The 24418-nt window shown below is 62.7% G+C and carries 17 protein-coding genes; 12 read left to right on the top strand and 5 right to left on the bottom strand.

Translation table 11 applies throughout. The features are described 5' to 3' along the window. Window position 1: 1 nt before the first annotated feature. The 9 genes from NKJ34_RS06910 to NKJ34_RS06870 all read left to right on the top strand — a co-directional run bounded on the left by NKJ34_RS06910 (window position 2) and on the right by NKJ34_RS06870 (window position 15518). Window positions 2-895 carry a winged helix-turn-helix transcriptional regulator gene (locus NKJ34_RS06910; protein ID WP_253737548.1) on the top strand — a complete coding sequence of 298 codons (894 nt, stop codon included), beginning with the start codon at window positions 2-4 and terminating at the stop codon, window positions 893-895. Further along, complete coding sequence (locus NKJ34_RS06905) at window positions 892-6447, top strand: PAS domain S-box protein (protein ID WP_253737547.1); 5556 nt, start codon at window positions 892-894, stop codon at window positions 6445-6447. The genes NKJ34_RS06910 and NKJ34_RS06905 overlap by 4 nt, the downstream gene beginning before the upstream one ends. Next, window positions 6440-6892 (top strand): response regulator, encoded by a 453-nt coding sequence (locus tag NKJ34_RS06900; RefSeq protein ID WP_253737546.1) that lies wholly within the window; start codon window positions 6440-6442, stop codon window positions 6890-6892. The genes NKJ34_RS06905 and NKJ34_RS06900 overlap by 8 nt, the downstream gene beginning before the upstream one ends. Beyond that, window positions 6885-8021 (top strand): hybrid sensor histidine kinase/response regulator, encoded by a 1137-nt coding sequence (locus tag NKJ34_RS06895; RefSeq protein WP_253737545.1) that lies wholly within the window; start codon window positions 6885-6887, stop codon window positions 8019-8021. The genes NKJ34_RS06900 and NKJ34_RS06895 overlap by 8 nt, the downstream gene beginning before the upstream one ends. A gap of 180 nt (window positions 8022-8201) precedes the next feature. Further along, complete coding sequence (locus NKJ34_RS06890; RefSeq protein WP_253737544.1) at window positions 8202-8972, top strand: HAD-IIA family hydrolase; 771 nt, start codon at window positions 8202-8204, stop codon at window positions 8970-8972. Between the two features lie 1354 nt (window positions 8973-10326). Further along, window positions 10327-12051 (top strand): L-lactate permease, encoded by a 1725-nt coding sequence (locus tag NKJ34_RS06885; protein ID WP_253737543.1) that lies wholly within the window; start codon window positions 10327-10329, stop codon window positions 12049-12051. Between the two features lie 394 nt (window positions 12052-12445). Next, window positions 12446-12727, top strand: coding sequence for a PAS domain-containing protein (locus NKJ34_RS06880; protein WP_253737542.1), 282 nt, complete (start codon window positions 12446-12448; stop codon window positions 12725-12727). Between the two features lie 62 nt (window positions 12728-12789). Next, window positions 12790-13305: an LUD domain-containing protein gene (locus NKJ34_RS06875; RefSeq protein WP_253737541.1), complete on the top strand. Its 516-nt coding sequence runs from the start codon at window positions 12790-12792 to the stop codon at window positions 13303-13305. After that, entirely contained in the window at window positions 13302-15518 is a 2217-nt protein-coding gene (locus tag NKJ34_RS06870) for an LUD domain-containing protein (RefSeq protein ID WP_253737540.1), read from the top strand. Before NKJ34_RS06875 ends, NKJ34_RS06870 begins: the two co-directional genes overlap by 4 nt. Here the strand turns inward: NKJ34_RS06870 and NKJ34_RS06865 are convergent. From NKJ34_RS06865 to NKJ34_RS06855, 3 genes are all read right to left on the bottom strand, one after another. After that, complete coding sequence (locus NKJ34_RS06865; RefSeq protein WP_253737539.1) at window positions 15505-15978, bottom strand: hypothetical protein; 474 nt, start codon at window positions 15976-15978, stop codon at window positions 15505-15507. The genes NKJ34_RS06870 and NKJ34_RS06865 overlap by 14 nt on opposite strands. Next, window positions 15975-17714, bottom strand: a complete 1740-nt coding sequence (locus NKJ34_RS06860; RefSeq protein ID WP_253737538.1) for an Nramp family divalent metal transporter — start codon at window positions 17712-17714, stop codon at window positions 15975-15977. Before NKJ34_RS06860 ends, NKJ34_RS06865 begins: the two co-directional genes overlap by 4 nt. A gap of 122 nt (window positions 17715-17836) precedes the next feature. Then, entirely contained in the window at window positions 17837-18424 is a 588-nt protein-coding gene (locus tag NKJ34_RS06855; protein ID WP_253737537.1) for a hypothetical protein, read from the bottom strand. A gap of 113 nt (window positions 18425-18537) precedes the next feature. On the opposite strand from NKJ34_RS06855, the gene NKJ34_RS06850 reads away from it, so the two are divergent. Further along, on the top strand, window positions 18538-19485 hold the full coding sequence (locus NKJ34_RS06850; protein ID WP_253737536.1) for a D-2-hydroxyacid dehydrogenase: 948 nt from the start codon (window positions 18538-18540) through the stop codon (window positions 19483-19485). 21 nt (window positions 19486-19506) lie between these two features. On the opposite strand, the gene NKJ34_RS06845 is transcribed toward NKJ34_RS06850, so the two are convergent. Further along, a complete protein-coding gene (locus NKJ34_RS06845) occupies window positions 19507-20535 on the bottom strand; it encodes a type II glyceraldehyde-3-phosphate dehydrogenase (protein WP_253737535.1) in 1029 nt (342 codons plus the stop codon). Next, a complete protein-coding gene (locus NKJ34_RS15750; protein ID WP_256488621.1) occupies window positions 20532-20657 on the bottom strand; it encodes a hypothetical protein in 126 nt (41 codons plus the stop codon). Before NKJ34_RS15750 ends, NKJ34_RS06845 begins: the two co-directional genes overlap by 4 nt. 134 nt (window positions 20658-20791) lie before the next feature. Here NKJ34_RS15750 and ppsA point away from each other — a divergent pair, with 134 nt between their 5' ends. Next, a complete protein-coding gene (gene ppsA, locus NKJ34_RS06840) occupies window positions 20792-23068 on the top strand; it encodes a phosphoenolpyruvate synthase (protein WP_253737534.1) in 2277 nt (758 codons plus the stop codon). 680 nt (window positions 23069-23748) lie between these two features. After that, window positions 23749-24387, top strand: coding sequence for a helix-turn-helix domain-containing protein (locus NKJ34_RS06835; protein ID WP_253737533.1), 639 nt, complete (start codon window positions 23749-23751; stop codon window positions 24385-24387). The last annotated feature ends 31 nt before the right edge of the window (window positions 24388-24418 follow it).

Here is a 24418-nt window from a genome sequence, read left to right as displayed (position 1 = left end):
TATGACGGATTCTCACGCACGCGAGACGCCGGTGGTGCCGGACTCGCTTCTCGACAGCGTCTCTCTGCTCTCAAAGAAGTGGCATCCGGCTCTCGTCCGGTGTCTGTCGGGCACCGATGGCCAGGGGTTCAGCGACCTCGAACGGCGGCTCGATGGCGTTTCGGCGAAAGTGCTGACCGACGCGCTGGCGGAACTCCGGGAGTACGAGATCATCGAGCGCCGGGAGGTCAGCCAGAGCCCACTGCGGGTCAACTACACGCTGACCGAGCGGGGCGAAGAACTCAACGCCGTCATCCAGTCGCTCGCCGACTGGGGCGAAACCCATCTCGCCGAGCCCGAAACCGAACCGGTCGTGTTGGTCGCCGACGACAACAAGCGTGTCAACACGATGCACTCCGCGTGGCTGGAGGACGACTACACCGTCCGGACGGCCGGCGACGGCGAGGAGACGCTCCGAAACCTCGATACCGATGTCGACGTGGTCGTCCTCGACCGGCGAATGCCGGGGCTCTCTGGCGGTGAGGTTCTCGATTGGATCCGGTCTCAGCGGTACGACATTCGCGTCGTCGTGGTGACCTCCGAGGACGTCGACCTCGACCTTCTCGATATGGGGTTCGACGAGTATCTCACCAAACCCGTCCGCCGGGACGAACTGCGATCGGTGGTTGCGGACCTCTTCGAGCGTCGGACCTACAGTACGGAACTGCAGGAGTATCTCGGGCTCAAGTCCAAAATCGGACTGCTGCGAGCCGAGTACCCCGACGACACACTCGAAACACACGACCTGTATCAACGGCTCCGGAGCCGACTCGACGAACTCGAAGCCAGCGACGGGACGTTCGAGGAGGTCGACGCCAAAACGCTCGAACGCGTCGCCGTTGGGAGCCCCCAATGAGTGCTGACTCGCGGATCCATGCCCTCGGTGAAACCTCGACCGAGCGCGTCCTAGGTCGCGTCGAGGAGGCGATCTGTGCGTTCGACGACGACTGGCAGATCACGTTCGTCAACGACCAGGCGGCGACGATGCTGGACCACACACCCGACGAACTGCTCGGCGAAGACCTCTGGGAGATGGTACCGGATATTACCGAGACGGTCGTCGGCGAGCAGGTCCAAGAGGCGATGTCGACGGGGACGCCGACCCGGTTCGAACGCTACGACAAGGAACGCGACCGCTGGTTCGAAACCCGCATCTATCCCGACAGCGAGGGTGCGACAGCCTGCTTCGACGATATCACCGACGAACGCGGCACGCAACTCGATATTCAGCGGCAACGTCGACTGTTCGAGACCGTCTTCGAGGAGACCGAAGACGCCCTCGTCGTCGCCGACACCGACCGTCGGATCACGGATTTCAACCCTGCGGCAGAACAACTCTTCGGCTACGACGCCAGCGACGTCCTCGGCGAACGGACGCGTCTGTTGTATGCGGACAACGACGAGTACGATCGTCAGGGAGACCAGCGATTTAATAAAGACGCCCCCATGCGTGAGGAGACGTATCGGGTCGAGTACGAACGGGCCGACGGCACGACGTTTGTCGGCGAGACCCTCGGGACCTCGCTCAAAGGGCCGGACGGCGAGACGCTGGCCTTCCTCGGCTCGGTCAGAGACGTCAGCGCACGGATCGAGTACGAAGAAACGCTCGAAGCCCACAACGATGCCCTCCAGACGTTCCACGATATCTCGACCGACGACGATCGGTCGGTCGACGAGCGGATCGGTGCGGTGCTCGAACTCGGCTGTGAGCATTTAGGGCTCGATATCGGGATTCTCTCGGCGATCGAAGACACCGAGTACACCGTCGAACAGGTCGACGCATCCGACGACAGCATTCGGCCGGGCGAGCAGTTCGACCTCGGCGAAACGTTCTGTGAGTTCGTCGTCGACAGCGAGGAACTCGTGGCTGTGACCGACGCCGGAAACAGCGAACTGGGCGATCATCCGGCCTACAGGACTCAGGGCCTCGAATCGTACATCGGGACGCCAGTGGTCGTCGACGGCGAGCGGTACGGCACGCTCAATTTCTCGCAGGCAGCCGCACGCAAGCAGCCGTTCACCGAGAGTGAACGAACCCTTGTGCGCCTCTTCGCCCAGTGGGTCGGCAAGGAACTGAGTCGACACCAGAACAAACAGCGGGCGGCCGCAAACCGTGACCGACTCCGCCAGATCATCGATCTGTTACCGCAGTTGGTGTTTGCCAAAGATAGGCACAACGAATACATCCTAGCGAACCAAGCGATTGCCGACGCCTACGGCACAACTGTCGACGACGTCGAAGGCTCGACCGACGCTGACTTCGTCTCCTCGGCGGCCGAAGCCGAACAGTTCAGACAGGACGATCTCGCCGTAATGGATTCGGGGGAGCCGAAACACATCCCCGAGGAGCCACTGACAAAAGCCGACGGCGAAACGGTGATGCTACAAACGATCAAGATCCCGTACGATCCGGTCGACCACGACACGGAGGCGGTGTTGGGTGTCGCAACCGATATCACCGAGATGACCGAACAGCGGCGGGAACTCGAAGAGACATCACAGCGACTCAACGTTGCCTTGGAGGCGACAAACGCGGGCGTCTGGGAGTTGAATCTGGAGACTAAAGAGGTGGCTTGGACCGACTCCATGGAACAACTGTTCGGTCTCGACCCCGACGCGTCCGACGGGTCCTACGCGGAGTTCATCGACCTCGTCCACCCCGATGACATCCCTGCGGTACAGGACTCAATCGAAACGGCAACCGAGGACGGCGACACGCTGCAGGTCGAGTACCGCATCAAGCAGGAGGATGGGACGTATATGTGGGTGGAGGCTCGTGCCGAACTGCTTGCTGGCGAGAATACAGCGCGTCGACTGGTCGGGATCGCGACCGATATCACCGACCGCAAGGAGCGAACCGCCGAGATCGAACTCCAGTCGGCGGCCATGGAGGTGGCGATGGATGGCATCGCCATTCTCGATGACGACGAGTACGTGTATATGAACCAAGCTCACGCCGATATCTTCGACTACGACCCCGAGGAACTGCTCGGCCGCGAGTGGCGTGACCTCTACGCCGACGAGGAGATCGAACGGCTCGAAGCCGAGGTGTTTCCGGCACTCGCCGACACCGGGTCGTGGCGTGGCGAAACCATCGGGAAAAAACGGGATGGCACCCCTGTCACACAGGATCTCGGCCTCGCGCTCCTCGACAGTGGCGAGCTGATCTGTACGAACCGAGATATTACCGCACAAAAACAACGGGAACAGGAACTCCAGCAGCAGCGAAGCCGGATTCGGGCCTTATTCGACAACTCTCCGGACGGCATTGTGATTCACGATGCCGACGGAACCGTGCTCGATATCAACGAAACCATCGCCGACTCCCTTGGGTACGACCGGGAGACGCTCATGTCGATGAACGTTGCCGAGTTCGAGGCGGGAATCGACCGGTCGGAACTCGTCTCCATCTGGGCCGGGATAGAGCCCAACGACACGCTCAAAGTCGAAGGCGAACACCGTCGACAGAACGGTGAGACGTACCCCGTTGAGGTCTGGGTAAACAAGGTCGAGGTCGGTGGCAACGACCGATATATCGCTGTTGCGCGGGATATCACCGAGCGGAAACAGCGCGAAGCGGAACTCAAACGGAGCCGGGAGTTCATCGAGGCAGCCCAAGAGAGCGCCGCGATCGGCGGCTGGGAGGTCGACCTCGAAACCGACTCCCTGCGATGGACCGACGAGGTCTACCGGATCCACGAGATCCCAACCGACACGTCGGTCGAACTCGAGGACGGACTCGATTTCTACCATCCGGACGACAGACCCGAGATCGAGGCTGCCTTCGAGCGACTCGTCGAGCACGGCGAATCGTACGACCTCGAACTCCGGATCGTCACTGCGGACGACCGCGTTCGGTGGGTGCGAGCGGTCGGCGATCCACAGTTTGACGAGGACGGCACCGTCGTCGGAGCACTGGGCGTTTTCCAGGACATCACCGAGCGCAGAGAGCGGGAAGCCGAACTCCGTGAACTGAAAGAACGACTCGATCTGGCCGTCGAAGGGGCGAACCTCGGCGTCTGGGACTGGGATGTGGAGACCGATGCCGTCACGTTCAACGACCAGTGGGCGTCGATGCTTGGCTTCTCGCTGGACGATATCGAACCGCGACTCGAAACGTGGGAAAACCGCGTTCATCCAGCAGATATGGACGATATTGAAGCCGCATTCCAGGCTCATATGGCCGGTGAGACCGAACTATACGACTCTGAGCACCGGATGCAGGCGAAGGGCGGTGAGTGGCGATGGATCAGAAGCGTCGGGAAAATCGTTGACCGGGCCGACGACGGCACCCCACAGCGAGCTGTTGGAATCCATCTCGATATCACCGAGGAAAAGAAGTCGAAACTGCATCTCGAAGAGGAACGGGACATGTTTGCCGAGGGGCCGGCGGTCGTCTTCAAATGGGAACACGACGAGGGGTGGCCCGTCGAGTACGTCTCCGAGAACGTCACCGAAACGTTCGGCTACACGCCCAAGCAACTCCGCTCCGGCGACGTTCCGTACACCGATCTGATTCACGACGACGACCGCGACCGCGTCATCGGCGAGGTACGCGAGGCGAGCGAGGGGTCCATGGACCGGTTTACCCACGACCCCTACCGGATGGTCACACGCGATGGGGAGATACGCTGGGTGACCGACAACACCAAAGTCATCAGAACAGAGGAGGAGATCACACACCTCCTCGGTTACCTGATCGATATCACCGAGCAGAAACGCCTCGAAGCCTCGCTTCGGGAAAGCGAGCAGTCGCTCCGAGAACTCACCACCATTGCCTCGGATACCGACCGTGAGTTCGAGGCCAAACTCTCTGCGCTGCTGGAACTCGGGAGCCAGCGGCTCGGGCTCCCGTACGGCTTTCTGAACCGTATCGACGACGACACAGTACACGTCATGCAGGCTATCGGTGATCATCCCGGGATCCAGATGGGGGCTTCGGCTCCGTTATCCGAGTCCTACTGCCGGAAGACCATCCAGCAGTCGACCCCGCTCGCCATCCGGGATGCCGCCGCCGAGGGGTGGGAGGGCGATCCCGCTGACGAACGGTTCGACCTCGGCTGTTACATCGGTGGAACCGTCACCGTCGACGGCGACCGGTACGGCACGCTCTGTTTCGCCGATAGCCACAGCCGCGACCACGAGTTCGATCCCTCCGAGCGCGCGTTCGTGGAACTCCTGGTCCAGTGGATCAGCCACGAACTGTCGACGGAGGCCTTCGAGACGAAACTCCACGAGATCAACGAGACGGCCCAACAGCTCATGGCCGTGCCATCGAACGCACAGATCGCGTCGCTCACCGTCGAGAGTGCCCGCGCGATCCTTGAGACGCCGATGGTCGGTGTCTGGTGGTACGACGACGACCGCGACGTGCTCGTTCCGGAGGGGGCAACCAGCGCCCCCGACGAGCCTATCCCCGAGCAACCGGTCTTCGAGCGCGGGACGGCACTCGCCTGGGAGGCATTCGACGCCGGCGAGCTACGGGAGTATGACGATCTCAAGACAGTCGACGGGCTGCACAACGAGGAGACGATCTTCAACTCCGAGGTCATCGTGCCGCTGGGCGACCACGGCGTCATGTGCGCCGCCTCGGTCGAACCGCGGGCGTTCTCCGAGACGGATCTCAACCTGCTTGAAGTGCTGTCCTCGACCGTCGAAGCCGCCCTTGCCCGTGCCGAACGCGAGACGGTCCTCCGCGAGACGCAAGCCGAACTCAAGCAGTCCAACGAGGAACTCGAACAGTTCGCGTATGCGGCCTCCCACGACTTACAGGAGCCGCTCCGGACGGTATCGAGCTATCTGACGCTGCTGGAACGGCGCTACGGCGAGGACCTCGACGGTGACGCCACCGAGTTCATCGAGTTTGCGGTCGACGGAGCCGACCGGATGCGGAACATGATTCAGGCGCTGTTGGCCTACTCGCGGGTCGATACCCGCGGCGAATCCTTCGAGGCGGTCGAACTCTCGGGACTCTTCAAGCGGGTCACCGACAGTCTCGGCGTCAAGATCGCCGAAACCGACGCGGCCGTCTCGACGCCGACAACCGAGGCGACGGTCATGGGTGATCCGAGCCAACTCGCCCAACTGTTCCAGAATCTCATCGACAACGGCATCAAGTACAACAGGGGCCACCCCGAGGTCGACATCTCCGTTCGGAGCCACGACGGGATGGTCACTGTCGATGTCAGCGACAACGGCATCGGGATCGAAGCCGATCAGCGAGACGGGATCTTCGAGGTGTTCCAGCGGCTCCACACCCGCGAGGAGTTCGACGGCACGGGGATCGGGCTGTCGATCTGTCGGAAGATCGTCGACCGTCACGGCGGCGACATCGAGGTGAACTCCCAGCCGGGCGAGGGGTCGACATTTACTATCATGCTCCCAGAAGGAGGGGGTATTGATGGGTAAGCCAGCCAACTCGTCGATCCCGCGTGTGTTCGTTGTCGAGGACAACCCGGCAGACGCTCGGTTGGTCAGAGAGGGTGTCGACGCTACCGAGCATCCGATCGATCTGGAGGTCATCAACAGTGGTCGGGAGGCGGCCGAACGTCTCACGGCCATGGGGGCTGATACCCTCGAACACCACCCGGATTTAATACTGCTTGATCTGAACCTCCCAGGTAAATCGGGGTTCGACCTACTCGAGACGATCCGCAACGGGACCGCCTTTCCGGACGTGCCCGTTGTCGTCGTCTCGAGTTCGGAGAGCCCGGAGGATATCAACCGCGTTTATGAACTATCAGCAAACGCCTACGTCACGAAGCCAGCGGATCCCGACGACTACATCGGGATGATCCACGCCACCATCGACTTCTGGATCGCGACTGCCACTCGATCACCAAGTAATGACTAACACAGCACTCACACGCGTCCTCCTCGTCGAGGACAATCCAGCCGATGCCCGCCTCATAACGGAATACCTCGCCGAACAGTCCTGGCCGAACATCGACGCCGACAAACCGACCGTCGACCACGTCGACCGACTCGCGGACGCTCGTACTGCGCTCACCGAGGACGTGGACGTCGTCCTCTTGGATCTGGGGCTGCCCGACAGTTCCGGCGTCGAGACGCTCGACGAAGTGCTTGCTATCGGTGTGCCGGCCCCGGTCGTCGTCATGACCGGCCTCGACGACGAACGCGTCGGAATCGACGCGGTCGAACACGGGGCCCAAGACTACCTCGTCAAGGACGACGTGACACCTCGATTGCTCCAGCAGACGCTCCGGTATGCCATCCGGCGGGAACAACAGCAACGGGAGCTCCGCCAGCGGAACGCCGAGTTGGCCCTGTTGAATCAGGTCGTTCGCCACGATATCCGCAACGATGTCGCCGTGATCTTGGGGTGGGGCGACGGGCTCGAAGCCCACGTCGACGAGGAGGGCCGGACGTATCTCGACCGGATGTTGAGCGCCGGCGAACACATCACCAACATCACCGAGACGGTCGGTGACTTCCTCGATGTGCTCGAAGGCGACAGCGAGCCGGAACTCCATCCGGTCGACCTCGAAAGCGTCCTGACGAACGAAATCGAAAAGGCCCGCTCGGCGTACGACAACACGACGATCACCGTCGAGGGTGACCTCCACGATGGGCTCGAGGTCGTTGCGACAGACCTCCTGTCGTCGGTGTTTCGGAACCTCTTGAACAACGCCGTCACCCACAACGACAAGCCGGAACCGGAGATCACCGTTACCGTCACAGACAACGGCGAGACCGTGTCGGTGGCGGTTGCCGACAACGGGCCGGGCATCCCGGACAGTCAGAAAGACGAGATCTTCGGCCGCGGCGAGATGGGACTCGAAAGCTCCGGCTCCGGGATCGGTCTGTATCTCGTCGACACGCTCGTCGAGATGTACGACGGCGAGGTCGTCCTCGAAGACAGAGCCGAACGGCCTTCCGCAAGCAACCGGACGCAGTCCGGCGACAACGACCCCGAGGGGAGTGTGTTCACCGTGGTCCTGCAGCGTAGCGACCCGGCGTGATCCGGCTTTGCAACCCCTGATTCGAAGCCGCCTCCAGAACGTTCGTCTCACTGTCGTCGAGGTACACGCCTGCTGTCCACACGAAATGCCATCCGTTTTATCAGCCGAATCGATACACGGGACTGTAACGTGGATTCCACAGGGGGTCGACCTCGGAGAATCGACGACTACTCAGCCACAATGGAGAGCGCCATTATCGATCTCGACGGAACGGTGTACAGATCGCAAACCGTCATTCCGGGTGCCCGGGAGGGTATCGAACTGCTCCGGGATGCGGGGGTTGATATCGTATTCGTCACGAACTCCTCGACAAAGACACGAGAGACCTGCCAGGAGCGACTCGCATCGCTCGGAATCGAGGCCAGTGTCGATGACATCCTGACAAGCGCATCGGTGACCGCCACCTACGTCAGCAGGGAGTACCCCACAGCAACGGTCTCGACGATCGGCTCGACGGCGCTGGATCAGGAGTTCGCTCACACCGATACGAAACTGACTGCGGATCCAGCCGAGGCCGACGTTCTGGTCGTCGGTAAAGACCGATCGTTCGATTTCCAGACACTGACACACGGCCTCCGAGCAATCGAGTCCGGGGCGACGTTCATCGGGACCAACGAGGACCGAAAAGTGCCCACCGATACGGGAACGATTCCCGGCTGTGGTGCGTTGCTCGCAGCGATCGGGTATGCGGCCGACCGTGACCCCGATCAGATCTGTGGCAAACCACACGATCCGATGATCGAGGTGAGTCTCGATCGACTCGGGACGGATCCGGCAGACTGTATGGTGATCGGCGACAACCCGGAGACCGACATCGAAATGGGACGACGTGCCGGGCTGACGACGGTCCTCGTACTCACGGGACTGGTCGACCGAACTGATCGACGTCTCGAGGCGGAACCGGCAGATCACGTGGTCGACTCGCTGGAAGCCCTCTCGAGCCTCCTCTGAGACGTTCCGGCCTCACAGCCGCCGTCTCCCTCGTGAGCATACCTTCCGGGTGGGTTCCGAGACGGATCGAACACTGGGCACTGGGTTTCGAGTGCCCGCTGCCCGACACCGACCGCCGCAGCGGTGGGGTCGACCAACTCGGGTGGGAGTCGTGGACCAAGACACGACACCGATGGATCTCGCGAGGGTCGGATTCTGCGCTTTCCGCCTGACGCCTCATTTTCGAATATTATTCGAGTTTTTGATAAATTGACCGTCGACGGCAATCGATTCACCGCTTCGAATCCGGACTCACGAGACCGATCGACGGTCCGGCTTCAGCAGGCGTTCGGAGCACGTGGCGGGTGGTGAGGCGATCCCGTCGACGAACCATGCTGGCGGTACGCTGCAGTCGATCCGCGAACGAACTGCTCTATATCGGCCCAGAGGTGACCGCAAACACGGTACTCGACCAGACGGTTTGCCGACGCCGACGAGGACCTGACGTGTCTCAAGCACTGTTTCTCACCGATCGCTCACGTTCGTCACCACTCGCGTGTCACCGAACGGGCTGGGATTTCACGCGAGAAAACGATGCTGTTCTCAAACTCATCAGCTATACGATGTAACGTTGAACCATTCGTTTCGCAGATATTTTTAGGGGCCCAGTAGACACTGCTGACGACTGGATCGGATCACACAGTTTTGTATCGGATCTGTTTGTTCGAACCCGCCCTCGACTCTCCAGCGATCATCTCCCCAATCCCGTCGACGGCGACCGACGGACCGGGCACCGCAACGCGGGATCCATGCGACTATGCCTTCGGCCGGGGACGCTCCGTCGGCTCGAAGCGTGGGACAACTATAGTAGTGTCCCAAAATCCGCTGTCTATCTCGTACTGTCCCATTCCGAACGACGAAACTGGAGGACAGCAGTCGACTCGATCGGTGACATGCAGCAGCGGCGTCACTCGACGGTCCCATTCGATCGAGACTACCATCGCCGTCGAACGCCGGTGTAGTGTGCATATTTGTACACTGGCGTACTTTTTAGTGCATCTTTACTGGTGTACACACGTGTGAAAGTGTGCGTTAATCTACGTTAATGCGGGTGTATACGAGTGTATGAGCCGTCCACGAAGCAGACGGTTCAGTATTCGGCCTCCGACCGTGCAAGCCTGCTACTCGGGTAGCGGTCTGGAAATAGCCGTTTTCGGTCTATTACACACGAGTGTAGCGGTCGATCGGGAGGTAAACGATTAATGGGGTATAAATAATGTAGAATAGATAGGGCTGCTATGCCACAACTACTGGCATGGACAGAGTCGCACCGGCAGTTCGTTGATCGTACCCCCAATGCAGGGAGGAGCCCGTAATGGCGACGTCGACCCAGATTATTCTGGGCGTGTTGCCGCTGGCGGTCATCTCGTTTCTGATGATCGGCCGCTACTGGTCGGCAACACGCGCGATGCCGATCGCGTGGGTGGTGGCCGCCGCGGTCGGCTACTTCGGTTGGAGCATGACTCCACGGTGGATCTTCGCGTCGTCGATCAACGGGGCGATCACCGCGACCAACATCCTCTGGATCGTCTTCGGCGCGATACTGCTGTTGTATACGCTCAAGCAGACCGGCGCGTTCGACGTCATCAACGCGGGGTTCACCGCGATCAGCGATGATCGACGCGTCCAGGTCGTCCTGCTCGTGTTCCTGATGGGCTCGTTCATCGAGTCCGCGGCCGGGTTCGGGACGCCAGCAGCGATCGTCGGCCCGCTGCTTGTCGGCCTGGGATTCCCGCCACTCGCGGCCGTCGTGGTCGCACTGACGGGGAACCTGATGGCGATCACGTTCGGTGCCGTCGGGACGCCACTCATCATCGGCCTGCAGGATATCTTCGAATCGTCCGATCCGATTTCGGCAGCTGTTGCCGCAGAAGGGATGAATGTCGAACAGTGGGTCGCCGAGATCGGCCTATGGGCGGCCACACACCACGTCATCGTCGGCATGGTGCTCCCCTTTATCAGCGTCGCGATGATGACCCGCTTCTTCGGCGAAGAGCGATCGATCAAACCGGCGCTGGAAGTCCTGCCGCTGACGATGTTCGCGTGGGCTTCGTTCGCTGTTCCGTATATACTGACCGCCATGTACCTCGGACCGACCTTCCCGGGGCTGTTCGGATCGATGGTCGGCATGGCAGTGACCGTGACCGCGCTTCGTGCGGGCTATCTCGAACCCGACGAGACGTGGGACTTCGGCTCCAAAGCCGACTGGCCGGATCACTGGATCGGTGACATCCAGCCCGGCGAGTCGACCCGTCGTGACGTGGCCGTCGCGACCGACGGCGGGACCGTGACTGCCGACTCGAAGCAGATGTCGCTCCCACGTGCGTGGACGCCGTACCTCGTCCTCGCCGGACTGCTCGTGTTGACACGCGTGATCGATCCGCTGACGGCCTTCCTCACGTCGACGCTCGTCTTCGAGTGGGCCGACATCCTCGGGACCGGGATGAGCAACGACTTCGCACTGCTGTATCTCCCCGGTGCGATCTTCGTGTTCGTCCACCTACTGACGATCCCGCTCCACGGGATGGACACCACCGAGATCAAAGCCGCGTGGATCGAGTCGACCGAAAAGGTGACCCCAGCAGTGATCGCGCTCATATTCGCCGTTGCGACCGTCCAGATCATGATTCAGTCCGGCCAGAGTGCCGGCATCGACAGCATGCTGGTCGTTCTCTCGGAGGCAACCGCCAACGCCGCGGGTGCCGTCTACCCGTTCTTTGCGGCGCTGGTCGGTGCCTTCGGCGCGTTCCTCGCTGGTTCGAACACGGTCAGTGACATCCTCTTCGGGACCTTCCAGTACAACATCGCGACCGATCTGGGCGTCTCGCGGACGATCGTCGTCGGCGCTCAGGCGGTCGGTGGTGCGATCGGAAACCTCGTCGCAATCCACAACGTCGTCGCCGCGCTTGCGGTCGTCGGCCTTGTCGGCGAGGAGGGACGGGTCATCCGACTCGAACTGATCCCGCTGGCGTACTACGCGACGATGACCGGCCTTCTGACGCTGTTGTTCGTCTACGTGGTCTCGCCGGGGGTGTTCTGAGCAGGCGAACGGAAGCACGTCCACACCTCTCCGATATCCTCGGACAACGAACCGCGAGCAGCCTACACCACCGTTCCGGGATGGCCGGGCGAGCGGATCTCGTCGACACACGGGCTTGCTGCATGGCTCGCCGTTCCGGTGCGCCGAACACGGTTCGCTGAGCCACCGTCGGTGGGATCCGCCTCCAGCAGGTCGCCGTCGGTGCGGTCCCCGACCCAACTCGGGGACCGAACCGGTGGCGACAACCCACCACACTCCACTCACCATACTCCCTCACCACACTCCACAGAGGCACTCTTCATCGCGCTGGGAGACGGATCGCAGCCGGTATCGAATCGACGTATCGGGTTTCAACACCTCGATACCCGGGATGACGCCACACAAACGAAACAAAATGGTGTTTCGAGACAACCTAGAGGCAGACGTACCGCCAGACGAGAAGCGCCGCGAGCAGCTCCGGGCCGCACGCGACCGGCGGCGTGAGCTGTCCACAGGGTTGATCGAACAGTTCCCGGAACCGGCCTTGGTCGTCGACGACGAGCGACGGCTCGTTCGTTTCAAGCCTGCAGCCGAGGACGCCTACGGGCGGTCGCAAGCGGACGCACTCGGGACGCCCGGCTACGAGTTCCCCTCCGTCTCGAAACTGGAGGCGACGATGGTCGAACTCGATGACTGATGTTCACTCAGTGACACCGACAACAACAAAACAATAATTACACACCATGATAGACCATTTGTATGAGCAAAACTAGCACAGCATCGACAACAGACCGGTTCGTCGACCGGCTCGAGGATTTCGGCGTCTCGTCGACCATTACGGGGATCGACGGGGTCGAAACGGAGATCGAGGCGGTCGCCGCGACGCCAGCAGTCGGCGTCGACCCGTCGATCGAGGGAGTCTCGCTCCCGGAGTCGGTCGACCGTGAGCTGTCGCCTGCAGCGGTCGATGCGGCTGCCACCGGCGTGACGGAGGCGGTCCTCGGCGTCGCCGACTACGGAAGTATCGTGCTCCCGTCGACCCAATCGGGTGTCGAGCCGGTCAGCCTGTTCGCCGACCAGCACGTCGCCGTCCTCCGCGAGGCGGACATCGTGCCGGATATGGGGGCGGCGCTGTCGACGCTCGGCGATCAGTTCCGCGACGACGACTGGAGCGGGATCATCGCGACCGGCCCCAGCGCGACCGCCGATATGGGCGCACTGGTAACGGGCGCACACGGACCGAAAACCGTCCACGTAATTATTGTCCGATCATGACGACGAACTCATCCACCAGTAAGGCAGCGCACATCAACCACATCCTCGAAACGGAGGGCGATGCCGTCGCCGCGAACACACAGGGGTTCAATCAGGGGCGGTACGACTCCGTCGGGACGCTCGAAGAGTACGAACAGTTCAAATCCGAGGCCCGTGCGATCAAGGAAGACGCCATCGACCGGTTGCCCGACCTCATCGCGGAGCTTCGAGAGGCGGTCGAAGCCAACGGTGGGACGCTGTATCTCGCCGACGACGACGCCGATGCCAACGACTACGTCCGCGAGGTCGTCGACGAGGTCGACGGCGAACGCGTCGTCAAGAGCAAGTCGATGACCAGCGAGGAGATCGAACTCAACGAGGCGCTGGCGGGCGACGACGTCGACGTCGTCGAGACGGACCTCGGCGAGTGGGTGCTGCAGGTCGCCGACGAGGCCCCCTCGCACATCGTCGCCCCGGCGATCCACAAATCCCGCGAGGGCATCGCCGAGCTGTTCAACGAACAGTTCGACCCCGACGAGCCGCTCGAAACCGCCGAGGACCTGACGATGTTCGCCCGCGGGAAACTGGCCGAGAAGATCACGGCGGCCGACGTCGGCGTCACGGGGGCGAACTTCGTCACCGCCGATTCGGGAACGATGGCGCTGGTCACGAGCGAGGGCAACGCCCGGAAGACGGTCACCGCAACCGATACCCACATCGCCGTCGCGGGCGTCGAGAAGGTGATTCCGACCGTCGAGGACCTCCGCCCCTTTATCGAACTGATCGGGCGCTCGGGCACTGGACAGGACATCACCTCCTACGTGTCGTTGCTCACCCCACCAGTTGACTCGCCCACACTCGATTTCGAGACCGACGAACTCGGCTCGGCCGACGATCGTGAGTTCCACCTCGTGCTCATCGACAACGGGCGGATGGCGATGCGCGACGACGAGGACCTCCGGGAGACGCTGTACTGCATCCGGTGTTCGGCGTGTTCGAACTCCTGTGCGAACTTCCAGCAGCTCGGCGGCCACGCCTTCGGCGGCGAGACCTACTCCGGTGGGATCGCAACCGGCTGGGAGGCCGGCGTCGAAGGCCTCGACACGGCTGGGGAGTTCAACGACCTCTGTACGGGCTGTTCGCGGTGTGTGAACGCCTGTCCGGTCGAGATCGACATCCCGTGGATCAACACGGTCGTCCGCGACCGGATCAACCGCGGCACCGACGCCGAACTCGACTGGCTCGTCGACGGCCTCATGCCGGACGAGGAGTCGGCGGGCCTCGATCTCGACAAGCGGCTGTTCGGCAACTTCGCGACGCTCGCCCGGCTCGGCAGCGCGACCGCCCCCGTCTCGAACTGGCTGGCGAGCAACGACCTCTCCCGGCGGCTCCTCGACCGGGTCGCCGGCGTCGACCGGCGACGAGAGCTCCCACAGTTCCAGCGAGAGACGCTCAGAGACTGGATGGCCGACCGGCCGTCGGTCGCCGACCCCGACCGCGAGGTCGTCCTCTTTCCCGATCTCTACACCAACCACGTGCAGGTGGAACGGGGGAAAGCCGCCGTCCGGGTTCTCGAAGCCCTCGACGTTCGCGTCCGGCTGGCCGACGTGAGTGCCAGCGGCCGCGCGCCGCTCTCACAGGGGATGATCTCGACGGCCCGGAGCTACGCCGAAACGGTCGCCGCCGACCTCGGACCGCACGTGGCGGCCGGCCGTGACATCGTCGTGATCGAACCCAGCGATCACGCCCTCTTCCAGCGGGAGTACGGGAAACTGCTCGACGACGAGAGCTACGAGCGGCTCGCCGAGAACAGTTACGAGGTCTTCGAGTACGTCTACGGCCTGCTGGCAAACGGCGGGGACGAGACGGCCCTCCGTGGGGGTGATGGCCAGCAGATCGCCTACCACAGCCACTGCCAGCAGCGGACCATCGGCGTCGACCAGTACACCGAGACGGTCCTCGAAGACCTCGGCTACGACGTCGCCACCTCCAGTGTCGAGTGCTGTGGGATGGCCGGCAGCTTCGGCTACAAAGAGGACTACTACGACGTGAGTATAGCCGTCGGCGAGGAACTCGCCGCGGAGTTCACGACGCCGGAGACCGAAGACCGCACGGTCGTCGCAAGCGGGACCTCCTGTCTCGAACAGCTCGACGATCTCCTGACCCGCCCGCCGAAACACCCGATCGAACTGATCGCACCGCGTTCGTGGACCGAGCGGGTCACACGCGACTGAGCCGCCCAAGGAGGCCGTTGAACTCGAATGCGATGCCGTCTCGTCGTTTGACGGCCACGGCGTAGCCGGAGAGTACCGACCTGACTGCCTCGACGAACCCATCGAGGTCGACCGCGCTGTGAACGCGGACGATCCGCGAGTAGCCGTCGCTCGACTGGATCGAGACCGCCTCGCGGCCGACCCGGCCGCCGTCGTAGACGCGAACCGTCTCGAGTTCCTCGTAGGGCAGTTCGGTCACGTCCTCGGCAGCCGTCAGGGCGGCGGCCACCCCCTCGTTTTCGATCCGGTCGACGAACGCCCGGCCGCGTTGGGACGGCGACCGCATCGCGAGATCCAGCGGCGTCAGATAGTCGTAGACGACGATCACCAGCCGGTCCGACCGGAACAACACGTCGGCCAGTCGGAGCGGGAACGCCCCCCACATCGTACAGTGGAGGTGGACCTGGACCGCGTCGGTCACGAGAACCAGCCTCGCGCCCGCTCGGCGTCGTCGACGGTCCCTGTTGACGCAATTTTCGCCCGCGTGACGTGATACATCACCGCCAGTTGGATGACGATGTAGCCGAACCACAGCGCAGTGCCGCCGATCCCACTGCCGAGGATCGTCGCCGTCGTCTCGAAGGACTGCAGCCCGAGCCGGGTCGAGAGGTAGGCCCCGATCAACAGGACGCTGAAGTAGCCGAAAAAGCCGGCCGCGAACCACATCGAGACGATGCGGCCCCACCCCGGCATCGTGTGTTCGGGGAGCCGGACCGTATTGACTATCTGCACGGCGAGGATGTACGGCCACATCATCAGCCCCGACATCGACGCGCCGACGACCAACAGCCCGAAGGGGTTTTCGGCCGACAGTGGGGAAAACAGGATGGCGATCCCCCAGCCACAAAAGATCGTCAGCAGCGTCCAGAACAGCCGCGGCAGGCTCCAGCCGGCGTCCCGCCCGTACAGTTCGTAGATGATATCCGAACTGTTCCGGACGAACGACTCGACGATGGCGTACTCGGTCGTAAACAGCGCCAAAAACAGCAGGATGTAGATCACGACGCTCGCGAGTGGCCCCACGACCGGAATGACCTCGTCCAGCCAGATGTTGACGGCCGTCCCGGTCGACCCGGCTGCGTAGGTGAACACCACCAGCGTGAGGATCGTCGTCACGACCACCAGCCCGACGAGGAACGTCAGCAAGTGCTCTAACTGTGTGACACGCCACCACCCTCGCCAGCGTTCGAGGTTGATCCGGTCGGGCACGAACGTAAAGCCGTCCCTGTGGACCGTCTCGGGGTCGTCACCCGCAAACGGGTTCTTGATCCGTCCCTGATACCGGCCCATGCCGTACCCCTTCTCGCGGATCCAGAGGCTCTGGGAGAGGTTGAGATAGCCGCCGGCACCGGCGTAGGCGAGTGCGCCCAGCAGGATCGCGACCGTCTCGACCTGGAGCTGCTCACCGGGAAGCGTCAGGTTGGATGGGATCGAGAGTACCGTCTCGACTGACCCGACGAGTATGATCAACAGGAGGGCGAAGAGGATCGACGCCCCCACCAGCAGCAGCTGGAACTTCTCGACGATGTTGTACATCAGCGGCGCGAGCTGGTAGGTGAGCCAAATAAAGGCCATGAGCGCGATCCCGAGGAGTCGCCAGCCGGGGAGTTCGGCACCGAAGGCCGAGTACGTGCCCAGCGAGAGCCCCGCGGCACCGATCTTGGCCGCACTGGCCGCCCAACCGGGCCACCCGAGACTCACGAACCCGCCGAGCAACAGGGCGAGTGGGACCACCGGATGGAGTCGTTCCATCGCCCGGAAGATACTCTCGCCGGTCGCCAGCGTCCACCGTTGGATCTCGGTGTTGACGACGAAGTGGATGAACGCGGCCAACAGGAAGAGGCCGAACAGCGCCCAGCCAAATCGGGCGACCAGCGTCGGCCAGAACAGCGTCTCACCGCTCCCGAGCGACGCCCCGAGCATGATCGCACTCGGCCCGACGACGTACTTCAGTTTGGGCACCTTCGGCAGATCGAGCTCTTTGAACGGTCCGTCGTCTCCCGTCTCGGGGTGGGACTGATCCGATGGCGCTCGGTCGAGATTGTCGTACGCCACTGGCGTGTACGTCGACGTCGGATAGGTCGCGTCCGCTGGCTCGTCGTAGATGTCGTCGTCCGACACCGACTCCGTGTCGGCTGCCGACGCCGAGCTATCCATTGCAGACACGCTCCGATCGGGTCTCTGTGGCCGTCGACGAATCCATACACCAACCGCACGTCGCCCACGCTCTCGAGCGCCGATACCCATCGTCCGTGTCTTGTGACAGTTTCACCATCTCTCTATCCCTTGACGAACCGCCAGACGTGGTCACGCTCCAACTCGACGTCGACGTTCGGCAGGTCGGCGAGCGCCGGTTCGATCATCTCCCACCACTCGTCGGCCGTTTTGAAGCCGGCGGAGTGGTCGGGGAACACCTCGGTGAAAAACTCCGTCTTGGTCGCCTCGGGGTTCTCGGTGACGTAATCGTAGGCCGCCCGAAGCGCCTCCCGGCGCTCCCGGAGGAGTTCCCCCGAACCGGGGAGTTCGGCGTCGGCGATCTCGACGTCGACCACCGGATCCCGCTGGGCAGTCGGCGCCCGCTCGGTCTCGGGGGTCGGAGCCCCTGTCGACCGTGGCATCGGCACCCACCAGACGCGGCTCCGCGCACCGACTTTCCGGGTTTCGAGCCGTCCCTGATCGACTAGCTCGCCGAGTTTGTTGTGTGCCGTCCGGCGCGAACAGTCGACCGCGTCCATCACGTCACTGGCGGTCAGTGGCCGTGCGCTGTCCGAACGCTCCTCGAACACACCGAACACAGCATCCAGGGTGAACTGTTCCTGCCCTGTGGCCGCAGGCGGCGTCCCTGAACTATCCGGTGGATCGTCCATACGCAATACTGGTACACACCTATGTAATAGTTTTTTATTGCCCACTCATCGTGGCATGCTACTGACCGGAAACAACGGTATATTTTTGTGTAATTGTAGAGTTGCCATCGGATGTGACATCGATAGACATTGCCGTTCTCAATCAGACGATTCATGGAATGTCGACCGAGGCCTATCGGGACGTGCTTGCCGAGCGGCTCCCCTCACAAACAGTCGAACTCGTCGCCTCGCCGTCGGAGTACGACGAGGTTCTGCCCGAGGCCCGGATTATTACCGGTTTCGAGATCGACGCCGCGACCGTCGAGCGGGCGACGAACCTCGAACTGTTCGCCTGTACCTTCGCGGGAACCGATCACCTCCCGCTGGATGCCTTCGCCGAAAACGACGTCAAGGTGACAAACGCTTCCGGAGTCCACGGACCGAACGCCTCCGAACAGGTACTCGCCTACGTCCTGTCGTTCGCGCGCGGTCTCGACCGTGGCTGGAAACAGTCACAGGCCGGCACGTGGAGCCACTATCACACCGACGAACTGTACGACTCGACGGTCACCGTCGTCGGGATGGGAGCCATCGGTGGAGCGATCCTCGATCGGCTCGCTCCGTTCGGCGTCGACACCATCGGCGTCCGCAACTCCCCGTCGAAAGGGGGCAACGCCGACGAGGTCGTCGGTATCGAGGCGGTCCCCGAGATCCTCCCACGGACGGACTACCTGATCTTGGCGTGTCCGCTCACCGAAGAGACGGAAGGGCTCGTCGACGAGACGGCCCTCTCGCGGATGCCCCCGGACAGTGTGCTCGTCAACATCGCCCGCGGCGAGGTCGTCGACACCGACGCGCTCCTCACGGCGCTCCGGACCAACGAACTCCGGGGGGCCGCACTCGACGTGACCGATCCGGAGCCGCTTCCGGAGGGCCACCCGCTGTGGAGCCACGACAACTGTCTGATCACGCCCCACAACGCCGGCTATACGCCACGCTACTGGGATCGCATGGCCGATATCATCGCCGACAACATCGATCGGCTCGATACCGACGAACAGCTTCGTAACCTGGCGAACTAGGCGGATTGGACGGCTCGCCGACTAGGCGAGCGGACTGTTCAGGCCCACGCCGAGTGCGTCGTTGGTGAGCTGTCGACTCGTCCGTGCGTCGGTGGCTGCTGCCAGCGCACGGATCGCATCGACGTTTTCGGGCACCACGTCGGCCTGCTGGTGGACCGCCTGAAGGAGCGATAGCTGCCCTTCGTCGACGGTGATCGACTCCGTCCAGACGCAGTTCTCCCAGACGTCACCACGCTGTCGACCCCGGTCGTGGGCGGACTCACGGAGGGCCGCACAGCTGTCCTGCCCGTGAGCGCTCGCGACGAGTTCGATGCGGCTCTCGTCGTCCAGACAGCTCTCGACCGCCGCGGCCGTCGGCGTGTCGTCGAGCCGCACCGTCAGACTGTGGAGGTGCATCAGCGTCGCCGGCACGGTCACACCCTTCGTCATCACGTCGACGGAGGGCAACACGGTTCGGAGGTCGGGGGCGTGGTGGGAGGGGACGGTCACCGGATCGGGGACGATGTCGTTGATCGGCCCCCGGTCGGACTGGGTCGGATCGCCGCCCCGGCGGATCAGCGTGCAGTCGACCGACTCGACGCCGAAGCGGTCGTCGAGTGGCGACAACAGGCGAGCCAGCCCCGTCGTGTTACAGGAGACGACCCGCGTCGACGCCCGGCCGACCGTCTCCTCGTAGTTGCTCCGCGCACAGAAACTCGTCGGCGCGATGGTCGCGTCCTCGCCGCCCTGATAGACGACCGGCGTCTCCGCCCGCTCGTATCGCGGCGCGTTCTCCGCACCCACACCCGCGGGTGTCGCGTCGACGACGACATCGCTGTCGGCGATCAGCGTCTCGACGGTGCCCGCGACGGGCAGCTCGTGGGCGGAGAAGGTGGCTTCCGTCTCGGCGTCGGGCGCATACAGCTCGAAGCCACGGTCGACCGCACTGGCGGCCTCGTGGTCCGGCGTGCGTTTGCTGACGCCGACGATACACATGTCGGGCTGGCTGTCGACCGCCTCGGCGACACGCTTCCCGATCGTTCCGTAGCCGTTGATACCGACCTCGATCATCTGTTGGCGCTCTCCCGTCGTGGGTCGTCCAGGAGTTGCCAGCGTTCTGCCCCGGTGTCATCCGTCGAATCGGCCGCCCGGAGCTGGCTGTACAGCTGGTTCGATACCTCGATTACAGGCATCACTGACAGCTATCAGGGGTGGGAATATAACGCTGTGCGGACTCGTAATCGAGTTAATTTCTCCGGAAATCAACTAGCAGTTATTCTCTCTGCCACACGAATACTTATGATGCGGTGCGGAATGTATCCACCTGATGTTAGTAGCATGGCTGAGCGCGGTCAGCGCCAGTGACGTAGACATCGTCGGTGGCAAAGCGGCGTCCTTGGGCGAGTTGTCGTCACACAACTTGCCGATCCCTTCGGGGTTCACCGTCACCGCCGACGCTTACCGGCATTTCATCGAGAGTACCGGGATCGACGAGGAACTGTTCGACGCGGTCGACGTCGACATCGAGGACTCTCGGGCACTCGCTGAAGCCGAACAGCGCGCTCGGCAGCTCATTCTCGAAGCACCGTGGCCCGACGAGACCCGGGCGGAGATCCGCAGCGCGTTCGAGGATCTCGGCTCGGACTCGATCGTCGCCGTTCGGTCCTCGGCCACGGCCGAGGATCTGCCGGATGCCTCGTTCGCCGGCCAGCAGGAGACGTTCCTCAACGTCTCGGAGAGCGACCTGTTGGACCGGATCAAGCGCTGCTGGGCCTCCCTGTTTACCGAGCGGGCGATCTGCTACCGGGAAGAACAGGGGTTTGCCCACCACGACGTCGACATCGCGGTGGTCGTCCAGCGGATGGTCGACGCCGACAAGTCGGGCGTGATGTTCACCAGCCACCCGTCGACGGGAAAAAAGCAGATGACCGTCGAGGCCGCTTGGGGACTCGGTGAAGCGGTCGTCTCGGGGGCCGTCTCGCCCGATCACTACACGTACGACCGGACCGAGGAGGCCGTCGGATCGGTGAGCGTCTCGACGAAAAAGACGATGCACGTCAAGGATCCAGAGACCGGCGAGACGCTGGAGAAGTCGGTGCCACCCGAGAAGCGGACCGAGCGTGTGCTCTCCGACGAGGAACTCGACCGCCTGAGCGATATGGGGGAACTCGTCGAGGACCACTACGGCCAGCCGCAGGACGTCGAGTGGGCGATCAGCGACGGGGAGATCTATCTCCTCCAGTCCCGTCCGATCACGACGATCGACGACGGCGCCGGAGACGAGTCGGACGCCGGAACCGAACCGAACGAATCCACCAACGAGCGTTCGGTACTGGTCGACGGCCTCGGCGCGAGCCCCGGGACGGTTTCGGGGACCGCTCGGATCGTGGGCTCGCTTGACCAACTCGACAAGGTCAACGAGGGCGACGTGATCGTCACCGAGGTGACGACGCCCGATATGATGCCGGCGATGAAGCGGGCGAGTGCGATCGTCACCGACGAGGGCGGCATGACGAGTCACGCCGCTATCGTCTCACGGGAGCTCGGTGTCACGGCGATCACCGGCTGTGAAACCGCCACCGCCACGCTCACCGACGACCAGTATATCACCGTCGACGGAGACCGCGGCGTCGTGACTGACGCCCAGCGGGAGACCACCCCGGAACCCGAACAGGAACCCACGCCGACCAGTTCCACCACCAGCCAGCCGAAGCCGATGACGGCGACGGAGATCAAGACCAACATCTCGATCCCTGCGGCCGCCGAGCGGGCGGCCAATACTGGTGCGGACGGTGTCGGTCTCCTCCGGATGGAACACATGGTGATCTCGACGAACAAGACGCCCGAGCAGTACGTTGCCGATCACGGTGCCGACGCGTTCGTCACCATGCTGGCCGACGACATGCGGACCGTCGCAGAGGCGTTTTACCCCCGATCGGTCCGCATCCGGACGCTCGACGCGCCGACCGACGAGTTCCGCCAACTCGACGGCGGTGGAGACGAGCCGGTCGAGCACAACCCGATGCTCGGCTACCGCGGGCTCAGGCGGTCGCTGGACAACCCTGACCTCTTTACCCTCCAGTTGCAGGCCTTCGAGGAACTGTTCGGGATGGGGTACGACAACGTCGAACTCATGTTCCCGCTGGTCAACGATGCCGACGACGTCGACCGTGCCCGCGACCTCATGACCGAGGCCGGCATCGACCCCACGAAGCGGGAGTGGGGGGTGATGATCGAGACCCCGGCGAGCGCGCTGTGTGCGAGAGAGATCTGTGAGGCGGGCGTCGACTTCGTCTCCTTCGGGACGAACGACCTCACCCAGTACACGCTGGCCGTCGACCGTAACAACGAGGTCGTCGCCGATCGGTACGACGCGTTGCACCCCGCCGTGTTGCGCCTGATTCGGGAGACGATCGAAACCTGCCGGGAGTACGACGTCTCGACGAGCATCTGTGGCCAAGCGGCCTCGGATCCGAAGATGATCGAGGAGTTGATCAACGCCGGCATCTCGTCGATCAGTGTCAACCTCGATGCCGTCCACGACGCCCAACGGAAGGCCGCACGCGTCGAGCAGCAACTCGTCCTCGAATCCGTCCGCGAGTGAGGCTATAGTCCGTCACGTCGACGTATCGGTCCCTCGCCGGCACACCCGTCGACGAGACGGTTGCTATCTCGTTTCACCAGCGGCCTCCACCGTACGTCCGAGCGGCAGTGACCGTATCAACACACGCTGATCGTGGTGAATTCCACCGGATCGAAATTCTGTATAGCAGTATCTCATATACAGTCACGCAACAAAACAGCAAAAACCGACGTATTCTGTAGGTAGGGGCCTTCTACCACCTGAGACACGAGTCGACGCACACTGGCCGCCGAGAGGGGCGATATGACGACGAATACGACCCACAATTCACTATTCCGATAAGTCGATTTCCCGTCGGTTAACGCTGTCCAATCGTGTGTAGATAACCCACTCACGATCTCGATTCTCTCCCGACACGCCCACATCTAATCCGTGGACGGTCGACCCGCTGGAATATCGATACTTCCAGTTGCAAGCCACCAATCGTTCCTTTGGTTTCGGCATTAGTCCGCTCCGAGTGCACCCATGGCGTCGTCCTGTCGACCGACTCTGCCGATCGAGCGGACCAAGTATTGTTAAATATACGAAATACTACCACAGATCGACGGGATCCGAACGCCGATCTCGTCAATTTCCTATACAAATTACGTCATAAATCAGACGAAATTTATATACCAGAGTGTTCGAAACAGTCGGAACGCATGGAACGTTCTGAGAGTGGGAACACGGGCTCGGGGGAGAGCGCCTCGAAAGAGCGAACCCTCCAGGTGTTGTTCGAGGTCATACTGTCCGAAGACTGTTCGTGTCCGCTCTCGAATTCGGAGTCGCCGGTCGAGAACGTGCACAACCAGATCGACGACGGGGTCTGTCACGCGGAGGTGACTGTCTGTGACGAGTCCGATACTGCCCACGTGGTTCACACGACGAACCACGTCGAGGGCTCCTGTCTCTGTCTCGCGTTCAGGGAGGTCGGCTGTATCCCACGCATCCGGAACGCCGACGGGGACGCGGTCCTCATCGAGACGTACCTCTCGGATCGAGAACGCATCAGCGAACTCGTCGACCGACTCAAAACCGTGACCGAGCACGTCAGTCTCCAGCGACTCACCGCCAGACGGGATGGTGCCGTCGCGTCGTCGCCGACCACCGTCGAACTCTCACATCTGACCGCGAAACAGCGAGAGGCGGCCACGATGGCGGTAAGCGAGGGCTACTACGAGACACCCAGACAGACGAGTCTCGACGATCTCGCAACGACGCTTGGGATCTCGAAGTCGGCACTCTCACAGCGGCTGAACGCTGTCGAGTCGAAACTGGCGACCGCGGTCTTCGATCCGTGACGACAGCACGTCGGTAGCTGTTTCGAATTTC

Origin of the sequence: Halohasta salina, assembly GCF_024178165.1 — an archaeon.
Classification (GTDB): domain Archaea; phylum Halobacteriota; class Halobacteria; order Halobacteriales; family Haloferacaceae; genus Halohasta; species Halohasta salina.
The sequence above is the reverse complement of the archived record's forward strand: the minus strand, read 5'-3'. Positions and strand labels throughout refer to the sequence as shown.